This window comes from Massilia sp. DD77 (assembly GCF_036961685.1).
In the GTDB taxonomy this organism is placed as follows: domain Bacteria; phylum Pseudomonadota; class Gammaproteobacteria; order Burkholderiales; family Burkholderiaceae_D; genus Telluria.
In genome coordinates this window covers 1-15,109 of the sequence record NZ_JBAMDH010000064.1, presented here as the reverse complement: position 1 = coordinate 15,109, position 15,109 = coordinate 1, and the positions used below count along the sequence as shown (strand labels likewise).

General features: G+C 65.5%; 13 protein-coding genes. 7 read left to right on the top strand and 6 right to left on the bottom strand.

Annotated features, from left to right (window positions below):
• Window positions 1-20: 20 nt before the first annotated feature.
• Together V7778_RS24160 and V7778_RS24155 are read left to right on the top strand one after the other, a co-directional pair.
• Window positions 21-1,106 (top strand): enoyl-CoA hydratase/isomerase family protein, encoded by a 1,086-nt coding sequence (locus V7778_RS24160; RefSeq protein WP_335560026.1) that lies wholly within the window; start codon window positions 21-23, stop codon window positions 1,104-1,106.
• Between the two features lie 83 nt (window positions 1,107-1,189).
• Window positions 1,190-2,068 carry a hypothetical protein gene (locus V7778_RS24155; RefSeq protein ID WP_335560024.1) on the top strand — a complete coding sequence of 293 codons (879 nt, stop codon included), beginning with the start codon at window positions 1,190-1,192 and terminating at the stop codon, window positions 2,066-2,068.
• Window positions 2,069-2,210: 142 nt separating this feature from the next.
• On the opposite strand, the gene rapZ is transcribed toward V7778_RS24155, so the two are convergent.
• From rapZ to ilvA, 5 genes are all read right to left on the bottom strand, one after another.
• Window positions 2,211-3,089: an RNase adapter RapZ gene (rapZ, locus tag V7778_RS24150; protein WP_335560022.1), complete on the bottom strand. Its 879-nt coding sequence runs from the start codon at window positions 3,087-3,089 to the stop codon at window positions 2,211-2,213.
• Between the two features lie 49 nt (window positions 3,090-3,138).
• On the bottom strand, window positions 3,139-4,074 hold the full coding sequence (gene hprK, locus V7778_RS24145; RefSeq protein ID WP_211520464.1) for an HPr(Ser) kinase/phosphatase: 936 nt from the start codon (window positions 4,072-4,074) through the stop codon (window positions 3,139-3,141).
• Window positions 4,075-4,280: 206 nt separating this feature from the next.
• Window positions 4,281-4,763: a PTS sugar transporter subunit IIA gene (locus V7778_RS24140; RefSeq protein ID WP_335560019.1), complete on the bottom strand. Its 483-nt coding sequence runs from the start codon at window positions 4,761-4,763 to the stop codon at window positions 4,281-4,283.
• Window positions 4,764-5,116: 353 nt separating this feature from the next.
• On the bottom strand, window positions 5,117-5,944 hold the full coding sequence (queF, locus tag V7778_RS24135; RefSeq protein WP_335560017.1) for an NADPH-dependent 7-cyano-7-deazaguanine reductase QueF: 828 nt from the start codon (window positions 5,942-5,944) through the stop codon (window positions 5,117-5,119).
• A 172-nt stretch (window positions 5,945-6,116) separates the two neighbouring features.
• On the bottom strand, window positions 6,117-7,652 hold the full coding sequence (gene ilvA, locus V7778_RS24130; protein WP_335560015.1) for a threonine ammonia-lyase, biosynthetic: 1,536 nt from the start codon (window positions 7,650-7,652) through the stop codon (window positions 6,117-6,119).
• Between the two features lie 196 nt (window positions 7,653-7,848).
• Between ilvA and V7778_RS24125 the strand changes: the two genes are divergently transcribed.
• From V7778_RS24125 to V7778_RS24110, 4 genes are all read left to right on the top strand, one after another.
• Complete coding sequence (locus V7778_RS24125) at window positions 7,849-8,352, top strand: YqaA family protein (RefSeq protein WP_335560013.1); 504 nt, start codon at window positions 7,849-7,851, stop codon at window positions 8,350-8,352.
• Between the two features lie 352 nt (window positions 8,353-8,704).
• Window positions 8,705-12,706 carry an FAD/FMN-binding oxidoreductase gene (locus V7778_RS24120; protein WP_335560011.1) on the top strand — a complete coding sequence of 1,334 codons (4,002 nt, stop codon included), beginning with the start codon at window positions 8,705-8,707 and terminating at the stop codon, window positions 12,704-12,706.
• Complete coding sequence (locus tag V7778_RS24115; RefSeq protein ID WP_335560009.1) at window positions 12,703-13,119, top strand: HIT family protein; 417 nt, start codon at window positions 12,703-12,705, stop codon at window positions 13,117-13,119. The genes V7778_RS24120 and V7778_RS24115 overlap by 4 nt, the downstream gene beginning before the upstream one ends.
• Window positions 13,120-13,131: 12 nt before the next feature.
• Entirely contained in the window at window positions 13,132-13,548 is a 417-nt protein-coding gene (locus tag V7778_RS24110; protein ID WP_335560007.1) for a DUF971 domain-containing protein, read from the top strand.
• A 32-nt stretch (window positions 13,549-13,580) separates the two neighbouring features.
• Here V7778_RS24110 and V7778_RS24105 read toward each other — a convergent pair whose 3' ends face one another.
• Complete coding sequence (locus tag V7778_RS24105) at window positions 13,581-14,546, bottom strand: helix-turn-helix transcriptional regulator (RefSeq protein ID WP_335560006.1); 966 nt, start codon at window positions 14,544-14,546, stop codon at window positions 13,581-13,583.
• An 89-nt stretch (window positions 14,547-14,635) separates the two neighbouring features.
• On the opposite strand from V7778_RS24105, the gene V7778_RS24100 reads away from it, so the two are divergent.
• Window positions 14,636-15,109: LysE family translocator (locus tag V7778_RS24100; RefSeq protein ID WP_335560005.1), on the top strand; the 474-nt coding region annotated here is incomplete at its 3' end.

The following is a 15,109-nucleotide window of genomic DNA, read 5'->3' as shown; positions in this document are numbered from 1 at the left end:
TTTATTTCACAGCACACGCCATGACCGACCACGTCCTGACCCGCGTCGCCAACCGTACCGGCATCATTACCCTTGATCGCCCGAAGGCCCTGAATTCCCTATCGCTCGAGATGGTGCGGGCCCTGACCGCGATCTTGCTCGAATGGCAAGGCCATGAAGGCGTCGACGCCGTGGTGATCACCAGCACCAGCGAGAAGGCCTTGTGCGCGGGCGGCGATATCCGCTTTTTCCACGACGTGGGCCATGCGACCCCGATGGGCGGCAGTGCGCTGCTGGAGGATTTCTTTACCGAGGAATACGCCCTCAACCACCTGATCCACTTCTATCCGAAGCCCTACATCGCCCTCATGGACGGCGTGGTGATGGGCGGCGGCATGGGCATCGCCCAGGGCGGTCCGGATTGCGGCCTGCGCATCGTGACCGAGCGCACCAGGATGGCCATGCCCGAGGTGAACATCGGTTTGTTCCCGGATGTCGGCGGCAGCCACTTCCTGTCGCATGCGCCTGGCCAGCTGGGCAACTACTTGGGCCTGACCGGGCTGACGGTGGGCGCGGCCGATGCGCTCTACGTGGGTCTGGCGGACGTGTTCGTGCCGGGCGCCGAGCTGGCCGGCCTGAACGCCCTGATCGAGGGCACGCCGGGCAAGGAACTGCCGGCGGCGATCCGCGCCTTCGCGGCGCCGTTCGCGGAACAGGTGGGCGCGAGCGAGCTGCAGGCGCAGCGCGCGGCCATCGATGCGCATTTCGGCGCGGCCTCGGTGGCGGCGATCATGGCATCCCTGGCGCGCGACGAGAGCCCGTTCGCGCAAAAGGCGCTCAAGGCGATGCGCCTGCGTTCGCCGCTGATGATGTGCGTGACGCGCGAGCTGCTGGTGCGCGGCGCGTCGATGGACGTGGCGGATTGCCTGCGCATGGAGCGCAACCTGGTGCGCCGCAATTTCGAGCACGGCGAAGTGCTGGAAGGCGTGCGGGCGCTGGTGATCGACAAGGACAATGCGCCGAAGTGGAACCCCGCGACCCTGGAAGAGGTGAGCCCGGAGATGGTGGAGCGCTTCTTCGAACCGGCCTGGCCGGCGTGGGCGCATCCGCTGCGGCACCTGGCCTGACATGAGGGCGGCTTGACCGCCTCACGCGGCGCCAGCACAATGAAACGCGCGCCGCGCCCAGCCACCAAGACCGAGGAGTACCGATGAAGACATTGGCCTGTCTGCTGTTCCTCTTGCTCCTGCCGGCATATGCCGTCCAGGCCGCGCCCCAGTCCAAGCCGGACCCCGCCATGTTCCTTCCCGGCGTCGTGTCCGACGACGGCGCCTTCGGCCTGACGCTATCCCCGGACGGGCAGCATGCGCTGTGGGTGAAGTCCGGCGGCACCAGGGCGCGGCTCGTGATCATGGAGGCGCGCAAGGTGAACGGCGCCTGGCAGGCGCCTTCGGTGGCGCCGTTCTCGGGCGTGGAGGGCGCGAACGACATCGACCCGATGTTCAGCCCGGACGGCCGCAGCCTGATCTTCCAGTCGAACCGTCCGGTCCCGGACCGGCCGGCGCGCAAGGGCTTCGACATCTACGCCGTCGACCGCACGGCGCAGGGCTGGGGCGCGGTGCGCCACCTGGGGCACGAGATCAACACCGACGTCTCCGAATCGTCGGCCGCGATGGCCGCCAACGGCAGCATCTACTTCATGAAGGAAGCGCCAGGCATGCAATCCGACCTGTGGGTGTCGGAGTTGGTGGACGGCCGCTACGGCGCGCCGCGCAATCTCGGCCTGCCGGTCAACACCAAGGCGCGCGAATCGAATCCCTATGTCGCGCCCGACGAAAGCTACCTGATCTATTTCTCGGCGGCGGACCTGGACACCCGGCCCGACCTGTTCATCGCCTTCCGCGAAAACGGGCGCTGGGGCACGCCGCGCCGCCTGCGCGCGCCGATCAATTCGAACGATCCGGACGATGCGGAATTCACGCCCTTCGTGCATGGCGCCACCTTGTACCTGGGGCGGCAGCGCAGGACGGGGGAACGCTTCATCGAGAATATCTACGCTTACCCGTTCGATGCGCGGGATTATCGGTAGGCCTGGCTTCGCCAGAAGGATGTGATACGTCGTTCCGGCGAAGGCCGGAACCCAATTCCCACGCTCAGTGAACGCTTCGAATGCTAGCTGTTGAGCATATGAGCTTAGGTTCCGGCCTCCGCCGGAACGACGTGCCGAGGCATCACGCCGTCAGGTTCTTCGGCTGCTCCCGATGCCGAACGATCACGCGCTCGGTCGTCCCGAAGTAGGCGCCCAGGCGTTCCGCCATGTACACCGAACGGTGCTGCCCGCCGGTGCAGCCCACCGCCACGGTGAGGTAGCTGCGGTTATCGGTCTTGAACGAAGGCAGCCACTTCTCCACGAAGGCGCGGATATCTTCCAGCATCTCGGCCGCGCTCGGCTGGGCGTCGAGGAAGGCGATCACCGGCGCGTCGCGCCCGGTAAGGGGCCGCAGGGCCAGGTCGTAATAGGGATTCGGAATCGCCCGCACGTCGAACACGAAGTCCGCGTCGAGCGGCACGCCGACCTTGAAGGCGAAGGATTCGAAGAACAGGGTCAGGGGCGCATGCGCGAGCTCGGCCAGTTCCTTGATCCAGGCGCGCAGCTTGTTGGCCGACAGTTCCGAGGTGTCGATCACGTGGCCCAGGTTCTCGATCGCCGACAGGCGCTCGCGCTCCTCGGCGATGCATTCGATCAGGGTGCGGCGCGAGGCAGGGTTTTCTCCGGGCCGCAGCTCGTGCGACAGCGGGTGGCTGCGCCGGGTTTCCGAGAAACGCGCCACCAGCGAATGGGTGCTCGAGGTCAGGAACATCACCTTGACCGAGTGGCCTTCCTCGCGCAGGCGGCGCACGCTGACGGGCAGCTCGACCAGCGACTCGGCGCTGCGGGCGTCGACCGCGACCGCGATCTTGCCGGTGCCGGATTCATCGACCGCCGAGACGAGGGCCGGCAGCAGCGCGGGCGGCAGGTTATCGACGCAGTAGTAGCCCGCGTCTTCGAGGACATTGAGGGCAACCGATTTGCCCGAGCCGGAGATGCCGGTGATGAGGACGATGTGCATGCGGCGATGATACCAAAAAACCGCGGCGCCCCTGTGCTTCCGCGGGCGCTTAGTCGCTGCTCATGGCCTGGCGCTGGCGTTCCATGAATTCCTGCAGCGTGTCGATGCCGCGCAATTGCAGGATGGTGTTGCGTACGGCGGCCTCGAGCAGCACCGCGATGTTGCGGCCGGCCGCGACGGGAATCACGACCTTGCGGATCGGCAGGCCCAGCACATCCTCGGTCGGGAAGTGGAAGGGCAGGCGCTCCACTTCCTCGTCGAGCGCGCCGCGCTTGACCAGGTGGACGATCAGCTTGAGGCGCATCTTGCGGCGCACCGCGGTCTCGCCGAAGATCGCCTTGATGTCCAGCAGGCCCAGGCCGCGCACTTCCAGCAGGTTCTGCAGCAGCGGCGGGCAGCGGCCCTCGATCATGTTCGGCGCGATACGCGAGAATTCCACCGCGTCGTCGGCCACCAGGCCGTGCGAACGCGAGATCAGTTCCAGGCCCAGCTCGCTCTTGCCCAGGCCGGAGTCGCCGGTGATCAGGACGCCCACGCCGAGCACGTCCATGAACACGCCATGCATGATGACGCGCTGGGCCAGCTTCTTGGACAGGTAGACGCGCAGGAAGTCGATCACCTGGGCCGCCGGCAGCGGGGTCGAGAACAGGGGAATGTTCTGCTCGTCGCAGATGGCGAGGATGTCGGGCGGGGTTTCCAGGCCCTGGGCGATGATCAGGGCCGGCGGGCCGCCGCCGATCAGTTCGCCGATCACATGGCTGCGCGAGCTCGATTTGAGGCGGTGGTAGTAATTCAGTTCCTGGTGCCCGAAGACCTGGATGCGGCCCGGGTGGATCAGGTTCAGGTGGCCGACCTGGTCGGCCGCCGAAGCGGCGTCGCCCGCGATCTGGCGCTCGCCGCCGGGGAAGCCCGCGAACCAGCCCAGCTGGAGACTGTCGCGATTGTCGTCGTACAGCCTTTGGATGGTCAGCGGTGATTGCAGCATGAGCATTGTCGAAAGCACGGCGGGATTGCCATGCAGAACAGTGTAACTTAGAACCTATCCCAGTAGGCGGGAGGAAGCTCATGGCGATGCATGGGACGTGCAGGCAAGGCGCGAAGAGGCAGTGTGGCTGGCCACACAACGACGAGCAACGCCGCCTGCGCTTACCAGGCGCGCCAGGAGCGACTCTTGCCTACTGGGATAGGTTCTCAGCCCAGGGCTTGCAGGCTAGGTTGCCAGTTGATGATGCGCTCGTGGACCGATTTGGGATCCATGTCGGTGGCCAGGGCGTTGCGCACCGCTTCGTCGGAGAACAGCTCAGCGATCTCGGACAGGATTTCCAGGTGCTGCTGGGTGACGTGGTCAGGGATCAGGAGGAAGAACAGCAGGCTGACCGGCTGGCCGTCGGGCGACTCGAAAGGAATCGGCTCCTTCAGGCGCACGAAGGCGGCCAGCGGCGCCTTGAGGCTCTTGCTGCCCTTGATGCGGCCGTGCGGAACGGCGACGCCGTGGCCCAGGCCGGTCGAACCGAGACGCTCGCGGGCGAACAGGTTCTCCGACACGGTCGAACGCGCGATGCCGCAATTGTTCTCGAAGATCAGGCCGGCCTGCTCGAAAGCGCGCTTCTTGCTCGACACTTCGAGGTCGAGCTGCACGTTCTCGAGCGAAAGGATTTTGCTAAGATTGGTCATGACATATGGTGCGGTGCACAAGTGGAGTGCTTGCGAGCACGAATTATAGGCCTGTTTCACAGCCGTGACATTCGATTTCGCGTCTGGTCGAAGGCCTCGCCGAAAGCCGTATTCCTACTCAACGAAAGTGGGGTTCGCCTGCCGAATTCTCCAGTGATTTAGGACGCAATTTCCTTAATGAAATTAGCCTGCCGGGCCAGCGAACGTACGCCCGTCCCGCGTTCCGCCGATTTTTGATCACGTACTGCTCAAAAAGCGGGCAATGCGAAAATGACCACGGTTTTCGGTCCGGCACTGTGTGATATTGGCCACGGCTGTGGCCAAAATCGTACATCCGTCCGGGCCGGCGCGCCTTATTGCCGAGCGGTGCGCAGGTTCGGCGGTTTGCCGGTGCTGAAATTCGCGCGCCAGGGATTGATGTCGAGGCCGCCGCGGCGGGTATAGCGGGCATAGACCGCCAGCTTGGTCGGCTTGCACTGGCGCAGGACGTCCATGAAGATGCGCTCGACGCACTGCTCGTGGAACTCGTTGTGCTCGCGGAAGCCGATCAGGTATTTCAGCAGGCCTTCCTGATCGATCTGCGGACCGACGTAATGGATTTGCACGGTGCCCCAGTCCGGCTGGCCGGTGACCAGGCAGTTCGACTTGAGCAGATGCGACACCAGGGTCTCCTCGACCGGCGCGTCCTCGTGATTGGCTGTGAGCAGGTGCGGCGCCGGCACATAGGCGTCGATCTCGACGTCGAGGCGGTCGAGCAGGGTGCCCTCGAACTCGCCCATCCTGAGGCTGCCGAAGGCGTCCGGCGTGGTCAGCGCCACGTGGACCGGCGCGCCGAACGCGTTCGACAGGTCTTCGCGCAGCAGCGCCAGCAGGGCGTCGGTATTCGCCAGGCGGGTCTGGTTGAAGGAATTCAGGTAGAGCTTGAAGGACTTCGACTCGACGATGTTGGGCGAATCGGCCGGCGCGCTGAAGGTCGCGATCGCCACCTGCGGCTTGCCGCGCATGTTCAGCCAGGACAGCTCGTAGGCGTTCCAGATGTCGACCCCGAAGAAGGGAAGCGTACCCGACAGCCCGAGCTCTTCGCGCTTTTGCTGGCGCGGAATCGGGAACAGCAGTTCGGGCGCGTACTGGCTCTGGTAGGCCGCGTTTTTGCCAAGTGGCGATTGATCAGGAGTGTTCATAACAAAGGCGCTCGTGGCGCGGTGGGTGGGCGTGTTCACCGCCCACGCGTTCAACTATCGTGTGAAGGGCTGCGCTGGTTCGCGAAGCCGTAGGGTCGGCAGGTTCCCTGCCGACGCGTTCAACAAAAGCATGCCGGCTCCAGCCTCGATAAAGCTCTGCCGGCACAAGGCATCACCCCAAGAACAGCTTATACACCGGATTGGCGCTCTCGTCCCAATACCGGTACCCCAGCGTCGCCAGGAAGCGCATGAACTCATCCATCTCCGCCTTCGGCACCTGCAGCCCGACCAAGATGCGCCCCACGTCGCCCCCCTGGTTCCGGTAATGGAACAACGAGATATTCCAGTTCGGCGCCATGCTTTCCAGGAAGCGCATCAGCGCACCGGGCCGCTCGGGGAATTCGAAACGATACAGCAGTTCGTCCTGCGCCAGCGCGCTCTTTCCCCCCACCAGGTGGCGGATGTGCAGCTTGGCCAGTTCGTCGTAGGTCAGGTCCAGGGTGCGGAATCCGTGCTCCTCGAAGGTGCGCGCGAGCAGGTGCGATTCGCTGCGGCTGGCGATCTGCGCGCCCACGAACACATGGGCTTCGCTTTCGTCGCTGATGCGGTAGTTGAACTCGGTGACGTTGCGCGGGCCGACCAGTGCGCAGAAGCGGCGAAAGCTCCCGCGCTGCTCGGGGATCGTCACCGCGAACACGGCTTCGCGCGACTCGCCCAGCTCGGCGCGTTCGGCAACGAAGCGCAGGCGGTCGAAGTTCATGTTGGCGCCGCAGGCCACGGCCACCAGGGTTTCGTTCTTGACCGGCTCGCGCTGCATCTGCGAGCGTTCGACATAGGCCTTGGCGCCGGCCACCGCCAGCGCGCCGGCCGGCTCGAGGATGCTGCGGGTGTCCTGGAACACGTCCTGGATCGCGGCGCAGATGGCGTCGGTGTCGACCAGGATGATTTCGTCGACCACCTGCTGCGCCACGCGGAAGGTTTCCTCGCCCACCAGGCGCACCGCGGTGCCGTCCGAGAACAGGCCGACGTCGGGCAGGGTGATGCGTTCGCCGGCCTTGAGGCTGCGCGCCATCGCGTCCGAGTCCAGGGTCTGCACGCCGATCACCTTGATGTCCGGGCGTACCGCCTTGATGTAGGCGCCCACGCCGGCGACCAGGCCGCCGCCGCCGATGGCCACGAAGACCGCGTGGATCGGGCCGGAATGCTGGCGCAGGATCTCCATGCCGATCGTGCCCTGGCCGGCGATCACGTCCGGATCGTCGAAGGGGTGCACGAAGGTCAGGCGCTGTTCCTTCTCGAGCAGCAGGGCGTGGTTGTAGGCGTCGGTGTAGGAGTCGCCGTGCAGCACCACCTCGACGCTGGCGCCGCCGCGCGCCTTGACGGCGTCGATCTTTACCTGCGGCGTGGTGGTCGGCATCACGATCAGGGCGCGGCAGCCCAGGCGGCAGGCCGACAAGGCCACGCCCTGGGCGTGGTTGCCGGCCGAGGCGCAGATCACGCCGCGCTTGAGCTGCTCGGGCGACAGGTTCGCCATCTTGTTGTAGGCGCCGCGCAGCTTGAAGCTGAACACGCTCTGCATGTCCTCGCGCTTGAAGTAAATGCGGTTGCCCATGCGCTGGGACAGCGTGGGCGCCAGTTCCAGCGGCGTTTCCTGGGCCACGTCGTAGACGCGGGCGGTCAGGATTTTCTTGAGGTAGTCGGTTGTCATGGTCGGATAGCGGTAATGGTGGCCATTGCTGGCGGTCCGGGACGACGCGAACTGTTTTGCCGGGAGGATGACCGTGGCGCGCAGTGCAAGGTAATGCAATACGAGGGCTGGATGACAGGCTCGTCGTATCGTGTCGTGACGATAAGTGAGGGTCATTATAATGGACGCTCAACACTATCGCTCCAGGCAACCATCGATGATCGAAAACGCCGTCCTCTGGCTCTTGAACGTGCTTGCCGCGCCGACCGTGGGGCTGACCTCGGTCTTCCTCATCAGCTTCGTGTCGGCAACCTTGTTGCCCCTGGGCTCGGAACCGGCGGTGTTCGCGGTGGTGAAGGCGAACCCGGCCATGTTCTGGCCGGCGATCTTGGTCGCCACCGTCGGCAACACCCTGGGCGGAGCGGTCGACTACTTCCTCGGCTACCGTGCCAAGGTGGCTTTCGCCCGCGAACGCCAGAGCCGCTGGTTCGGCTGGCTCAAGAAGTACGGGGCCAAGACCATGCTGCTGTCCTGGGTGCCGGGCGTGGGCGATCCGCTGTGCACCCTGGCGGGCTGGCTGCATTTGCCGTTCTGGCCGAGCGTGATGTACATGGCGATCGGCAAGTTCATGCGCTATGTGAGCATGACGGCGGTGCTGCTGTATATCCCGAACGGGTTCTGGAAGACGGTGGGGGATTTCTTCGAGCGCTTGATTGGCTGAACTTATCCAGCAGCGCATGAACGTCATTCCCGCCATTGGCGGCAATGACTCCCCGCGAAGGCGGGGACCCAAGTTCGTGTGCGTAGCTGTTCAAGCAAGCTTGGATCCCCGCCTTCGCGTGGACGACGGGAAGCCAAGCCGATAACGGTACGGGATATGCCATTTCGCTCACCCCTCCATACCTTTGATGCAAACAGCTAACTCTGTCTGAATAAAATTTGTATAGACAGTGGTCCTGCAGTATTTCATTCCAATCCCCCTTTGGCATTTTGGCCACGCGCCCAGCGTGGTGCAGCGCAATAAGCTAGAATGAATGTCCTTCGGGCCAGTCCGACGTCGATTTGTCATCCCAATGAACGCCCCCGCACACATCCATACCCTGCTTGCCGATAACGCTCCCGCGCGCCTGCGCGAGATCCCCTACAACTACACCTCGTTCTCCGATCGCGAAATCGTGATCCGCCTGCTGGGTGAGTCGTCGTGGCGGCTGCTCGACGAGCTGCGCGGCGCGCGCCAGACCGGCCGTTCGGCACGCATGCTGTACGAGGTGCTGGGCGACATCTGGGTGGTGCGCCGCAATCCCTACCTGCAGGACGACATGCTGGACAACCCGAAGCGCCGGGCCAAGCTGATCGAAGCGCTGCACCACCGCCTGGGCGAAGTCGACAAGCGCCGCCTGAGCGTCGGCGCCGAAGAGGGCGGCGACAGCGCCGCGCGCAGCGCCGCCGTCGAACAGCTCCTGGGCGCGGCGCGCAAGGCGGTCGACGACTTCGCGCGTGAATTCCGCGACATGTACGACCTGCGCAAGCGCGCCCAGCGCGTGCTCGGCGCCTACACCGACAAGCGCAACATCCGCTTCGACGGCATGCACCGCACCTCGCACGTCACCGACGCTACCGACTGGCGCGTGGAATACCCCTTCCTGGTCCTGCTGCCGGACAGCGAGGAAGAAATGGCCGGCCTGGTCAAGGGCTGCATCGAGCTGGGCCTGACCATCATCCCGCGCGGCGGCGGCACCGGCTACACCGGCGGCGCGATTCCGCTGACGCCGATGTCGGCCGTGATCAACACCGAAAAACTGATCGGGCTGGGCGACGTCGAGATGACCCGCCTGCCGGGCGTGGACCGCGAGTACGCGACCATCCACACCGGCGCCGGCGTGGTCACCCAGCGCGTCTCGCAAGCCGCCGAGAAGGCCGGCTTCGTGTTCGCGGTCGACCCGACCTCGGCCCATGCCTCCTGCATCGGCGGCAACATCGCCATGAATGCCGGCGGCAAGAAGGCCGTCCTGTGGGGCACGGCGCTCGACAACCTGGCCTCCTGGCGCATGGTCGACCCGAACGGCGACTGGCTGGAAGTCACGCGCATGGACCACAACCTGTCCAAGATCCACGATGCGCCGGTGGCCACCTTCAAGCTCGAATGGACCCATCCGAGCACGAAAGGCGCGGCCAAGGGCGAGCCTTTCCGCACCGAGACGCTCACCATCGAAGGCCGCCGCTTCCGCAAGGAAGGCCTGGGAAAGGACGTCACGGACAAGTTCCTGGCTGGCCTGCCGGGCATCCAGAAGGAGGGCACCGACGGCCTGATCACCTCGAGCCGCTGGATCCTCCACAAGATGCCGAAGTTCACGCGCACCGTGGCGCTGGAATTCTTCGGCCAGGCGCGCGATGCGATCCCCTCGATCGTCGAAATCAAGGACTACCTGGACAGCCTGCCGAAGAACGGCGACCCGGCCTTTGCCACCCTGCGCCTGGCCGGCCTGGAGCACCTGGACGAGCGCTACCTGCGCGCGGTTGGTTACGCCACCAAGTCCAAGCGCGGCACCCTGCCCAAGATGGCGCTGTTCGGCGACATCGTCGGCGACGACGAGAACGCGGTGGCCCTGGCCGCCTCGGAAGTGGTGCGCATCGCGAACACCCGCGTGGGCGAAGGCTTTGTCGCCGTGAGCGCCGAAGCGCGCAAGAAGTTCTGGCTCGACCGCGCCCGTACCGCGGCCATCGCGCGCCACACCAACGCCTTCAAGATCAATGAAGACGTGGTGATTCCGCTGAACCGCATGGGCGAATACACCGACGGCATCGAGCGCATCAACGTCGAGCTGTCGATCAAGAACAAGCTGCAGCTGAGCGAACAGCTGCACGCCTACCTGAGCAACGAGCACCTGCCGATCGAGAAGAGCGACGACGCCACCGGCGACACCGTCGACCGCGCCGAGATCCTGGGCGACCGTCCGCAGCAGGCGCAAGCCCTGGTGCAGCTGGTCGGCAAGCGCTGGACCTTCATCCTGGCCAACCTGGACGCCCGCCTGGCGGACGTGCGCGAGCAGCTCGCCACCCTCGGCCTGGATCATTTGTCCCCGACCCTGGAACAGCGCCTGGCCATCCAGCCGCACGCCACCCTGTTCGACGTGGTGCAAGACCACACCATACGCGTCTCGTGGAAAGCGGACCTGCGCGCGCCGCTGCGCCAGATCTTCAACGGCGCGGCCTACAAGTGCATCCTCGACGAGTGCACCGCGATCCACAAGCGCGTGCTGCGCTCGCGCGTCTTCGTGGCCCTGCACATGCACGCGGGCGACGGCAACGTGCACACCAACCTGCCGGTGAACTCGGACGACTACGCGATGCTGCAGGACGCGCACAAGGCCGTCGAGCGCATCATGAAGCTGGCGCGCTCGCTGGACGGCGTGATCTCGGGCGAGCACGGCATCGGCATCACCAAGCTCGAGTTCCTGACCGACGAAGAGATCGGCGAATTCCGCGACTACAAGCTGCGCATCGACCCGGAAGGGCGCTTCAACAAGGGCAAGCTGCTCAACCTGGAGGGCGCCCACGCCGACCTGCGCAACGCCTATACGCCGTCCTTCGGCCTGATGGGCCACGAATCGCTCATCATGCAGCAGAGCGACATCGGCGAGATCGCCAACAGCATCAAGGACTGCCTGCGCTGCGGCAAGTGCAAGCCGGTGTGCACCACCCACGTCCCGCAATCGAATCTGCTGTACTCGCCGCGCGACAAGATCCTCGCCACCTCGGCCCTGATCGAAGCCTTCCTGTACGAAGAGCAAACCCGCCGCGGCGTCTCGATCCGCCACTGGGAAGAGTTCGAGGACGTCTCCGACCACTGCACCGTGTGTCACAAGTGCGTGACGCCTTGCCCGGTCAACATCGACTTCGGCGACGTGTCGATGAACATGCGTAACCTGCTGCGCAAGATGGACAAGCGCAGCTTCAAGCCGGCCAACCGCGCCGCCATGTTCTTCCTGAACGCGACCGATCCGACCACCATCAACGCCACCCGCAAGGCGATGGTGGATTGGGGCTACAAGGCCCAGCGCGTGGGCGCGGGCCTGCTCAAGGGCCTGGCGAAAGAGCAGACCAAGGCGCCGGCGCCGACCACCGGCAAGGCGCCCATCCGCGAGCAGGTGATCCACTTCGTGAACAAGAAGCTGCCGGGCAACCTTCCGAAGAAGACGGCGCGCGGCCTGCTCGACATCGAGGACGACAAGATCATCCCGATCATCCGCAACCCGAAGGCGACGACGGCCGACACCGAAGCCGTGTTCTACTTCCCCGGCTGCGGCTCCGAGCGCCTGTTCTCGCAGGTGGGCCTGGCGACCCAGGCGATGCTGTGGGAAGTGGGCGTGCAGACCGTGCTGCCCCCGGGCTACCTGTGCTGCGGCTATCCCCAGCGCGGCGCCGGCCAGTACGACAAGGCCGACAAGATGATGACGGATAACCGCGTGCTGTTCCACCGCATGGCCAACACGCTGAACTACCTCGACATCAAGACCGTGCTGGTCTCTTGCGGCACCTGCTACGACCAGTTGGCGACCTACGAGTTCGAGAAGATCTTCCCGGGCTGCCGCATCATGGACATCCACGAGTACCTGCTGGAGAAAGGCATTAAACTCGAAGGCGTCAGCGGTACCCGCTACATGTACCACGATCCCTGCCACACGCCGATGAAGATGCAGGACTCGCTCAAGACCGTGAACGCGCTGGTCTCGACCGTCGACAATGTGCAGATCGAGAAGAACGACCGCTGCTGCGGCGAGTCGGGCACCTTCGCGGTGAGCCGTCCGGACATCGCGACCCAGGTACGCTTCCGCAAGGAAGCCGAGATGGAGAAGGGCGCCGACAAGCTGCGCGCCGACGGCTTCAAGGGCGACGTCAAGATCCTGACCTCCTGCCCGTCCTGCCTGCAAGGCCTGTCGCGCTACAACGAGGACGCCGGCACCACCGCCGACTACATCGTGGTGGAGATCGCCAGGCACCTGCTGGGCGAGAACTGGCTGCCTGAGTACGTGGCGCGCGCGAACAACGGCGGCATCGAGCGGGTGCTGGTATGACGGGGTGCGAATTGTGCGCACTGGCCGCTCCAAGGGTCTGGCGCGGGCCGAAGTTCAGCGTCATCGTGGTCGATGACGCCAGCTATCCGGGCTTTTGCCGCGTGATCTGGAACGAGCATGTGCGCGAGATGAGCGACCTGGCGCGCGAAGACCGCCTGCTGCTGAACGAGGCCGTGTTCCAGCTGGAAGAGGCGGTGCGCGAAGTCATGCGGCCGCTGAAGGTGAATGTGGCGAGCCTGGGCAATGTGGTACCCCACCTGCACTGGCACGTCATTCCGCGCTTTGCGGACGACGCCCATTTCCCGGCGCCGGTGTGGGCGGCGGCCGTGCGCGAGACGCCTGCCGAGGTATTGGCCGCGCGCCGTGCGCTGCTGCCGCAGCTGGAAGCTGCTATCCTGCGCCGTTTCACGTAATCGAGGATCGCCATGCCCAATCCGACTGAACTGACCGTCCGCCAGAAATCGCGCCTGCTCGACATCGCCTTCGACGACGGCGCCGCGTTTTCGATTCCCTTCGAGCTGCTGCGCGTGTATTCGCCGTCGGCCGAGGTGAAAGGGCATGGGCCGGGGCAGGAAGTGCTGCAGGTGGGCAAGCGCGAGGTCGGCATCACGGAGGTGGAGCCGGTCGGGAATTATGCGATCAAGCCGGTGTTCTCGGATGGGCACGCGACCGGGATCTTCAGCTGGGACTACCTGTACAAGCTCGGGAGCGAGCAGCAGACACTGTGGCAGCAATACCTGGCACGCCTGAAGGCGGCCGGGTTTGACGAGGAGAGCGGGCGTACGCCTGGAGCCGAGCTGCCGGGCGCGCCGGTGATGTCGGGCTGTGGGCACAAGCATTGATAGGCGTAAGGTGGACGGGTTCCCCGTCCACCTTACGATCGAGGCACCGGCAAATCCACCTGCTGTAGAAGTTTCCGCGCACACTCTCGCACCGCCTCGCGCAATGCCGCCGGCCGCCTGATCTCGAAATCGAAGGGCAAGCCCGCCAGCTGCCTCGCCATCCAGCCGATATCGTCGGCCTGGTTGTGCATCACCACCCCATCCTGCATCTGCTCGAACACCGCGATCGTGCGCGGGAACTGTCCCTGCGCGCGTTCCAGGGTGGTCTTGAGCAGCACCTCCACCGCATGCGCGCGCGGCAGGATGGCGACCGAGCGCTGCAGGTAGGCCAGCGCATCGAAGTCTTGCGGCCGTTCGAACTGCCGCTCCAGCGACTCCACCGCGCGGATGCGGTCGAGACGGAAGGAACGGATGGCGCGCCGCAGATGGCACCAGCCCACCGCATACCAGCAGCCGCCATGGTAGGCCAGTCCGTAGGCGTCGAATCCACGTTCCGACAGCCTGCCCGCCGCGTCGCCGTACTGCAGGCGCACGCGCTGTCCGGTCCGGGCCGCGACCGAGAGCGCGGCCAGGGCAGTGTGGCTGGGGCTGGCGGACGCATCCCGAACGTCGAGCTGCACGGTCTCGTCGACGGCGCGCACGCGCTGGCGCAGGCTGGCGGGCATGGTGCGCTCCAGCTTGGCCTGGGCGCTGGCCACGGCCGGCACGGTGCGGCCCAGGCCGAAGCTGCGCGCCGCCAGCAGGCCCACCGACAGCGCCACCGCCTCGTCTTCGCTGAACATCATCGGCGGCAGCTTGAACCCGGCCACCAGGCTGTAGCCGCCGGCGCGTCCGCGCTCGGCCGTCACCGGTATCCCCATCTCTTCCAGGGTAGCGATGTAGCGCCGCAAGGTGCGCGCATCGACGCCGAGGCGGGCGGCCATTTCGGCGCCGCTGATGCGGCCATGGGCCTGCAGCAGTTCCAGCACCGCCAGCACGCGGGTCGTCGGCTTCGTCATATCGAAAATGTTGGTAGAAATCAGGGCCGATTATGTCCTGATTGGCGCTTACGCTGCAATCCTCATCGTTCACAGGGCAGGAGAAAAACATGGATGCGGCACAACTGGGATGGTTCTTCGCGGTCGTCTTCGGCGTGATCGCGCTGCCGGGACTGGACATGGCCTTCGTCCTGGCCAGTTCGATGCGCGGCGGCAGCAGCGCCGGTTTCGCCGCCGTGGGCGGCATCATCGCGGGCGGCGTCGCGCATACCCTGATGGGCGTGCTGGGCGTGGCCGCGATCCTGGCCGTATGGCCGCCGCTGTTCAACGCCATGCTGCTGGCGGGCGCGGTCTACATCGGCTGGATCGGCTGGACCCTGCTGCGCGCCAGGGCGGCGCCTGCGCTGGCGATCGCGCCGCAGGCGCAACTGCAACTCAAGCAGCGGGGACGTGCGATCTTCCTGCAGGGGATGCTGACCTGCCTGCTCAATCCGAAGGCCTATGTGTTCATGCTGGCGGTCTTTCCGCAGTTCCTGCGTCCCGCCCAGGGCGCCTTGTGGGGACAGGCGGCCTTGCTGGGCCTG

Excerpts from the sequence above, each read along its gene's own strand:
- V7778_RS24160 (WP_335560026.1), top strand. The coding sequence starts at position 21 with ATGACCGACCACGTCCTGACCCGCGTCGCCAACCGTACCGGCATCATT.
- V7778_RS24155 (WP_335560024.1), top strand. The coding sequence starts at position 1,190 with ATGAAGACATTGGCCTGTCTGCTGTTCCTCTTGCTCCTGCCGGCATAT.
- rapZ (WP_335560022.1), bottom strand. The coding sequence starts at position 3,089 with ATGCACATCGTCCTCATCACCGGCATCTCCGGCTCGGGCAAATCGGTT.
- hprK (WP_211520464.1), bottom strand. The coding sequence starts at position 4,074 with ATGCTGCAATCACCGCTGACCATCCAAAGGCTGTACGACGACAATCGC.
- V7778_RS24140 (WP_335560019.1), bottom strand. The coding sequence starts at position 4,763 with ATGACCAATCTTAGCAAAATCCTTTCGCTCGAGAACGTGCAGCTCGAC.
- queF (WP_335560017.1), bottom strand. The coding sequence starts at position 5,944 with ATGAACACTCCTGATCAATCGCCACTTGGCAAAAACGCGGCCTACCAG.
- ilvA (WP_335560015.1), bottom strand. The coding sequence starts at position 7,652 with ATGACAACCGACTACCTCAAGAAAATCCTGACCGCCCGCGTCTACGAC.
- V7778_RS24125 (WP_335560013.1), top strand. The coding sequence starts at position 7,849 with ATGATCGAAAACGCCGTCCTCTGGCTCTTGAACGTGCTTGCCGCGCCG.
- V7778_RS24120 (WP_335560011.1), top strand. The coding sequence starts at position 8,705 with ATGAACGCCCCCGCACACATCCATACCCTGCTTGCCGATAACGCTCCC.
- V7778_RS24115 (WP_335560009.1), top strand. The coding sequence starts at position 12,703 with ATGACGGGGTGCGAATTGTGCGCACTGGCCGCTCCAAGGGTCTGGCGC.
- V7778_RS24110 (WP_335560007.1), top strand. The coding sequence starts at position 13,132 with ATGCCCAATCCGACTGAACTGACCGTCCGCCAGAAATCGCGCCTGCTC.
- V7778_RS24105 (WP_335560006.1), bottom strand. The coding sequence starts at position 14,546 with ATGACGAAGCCGACGACCCGCGTGCTGGCGGTGCTGGAACTGCTGCAG.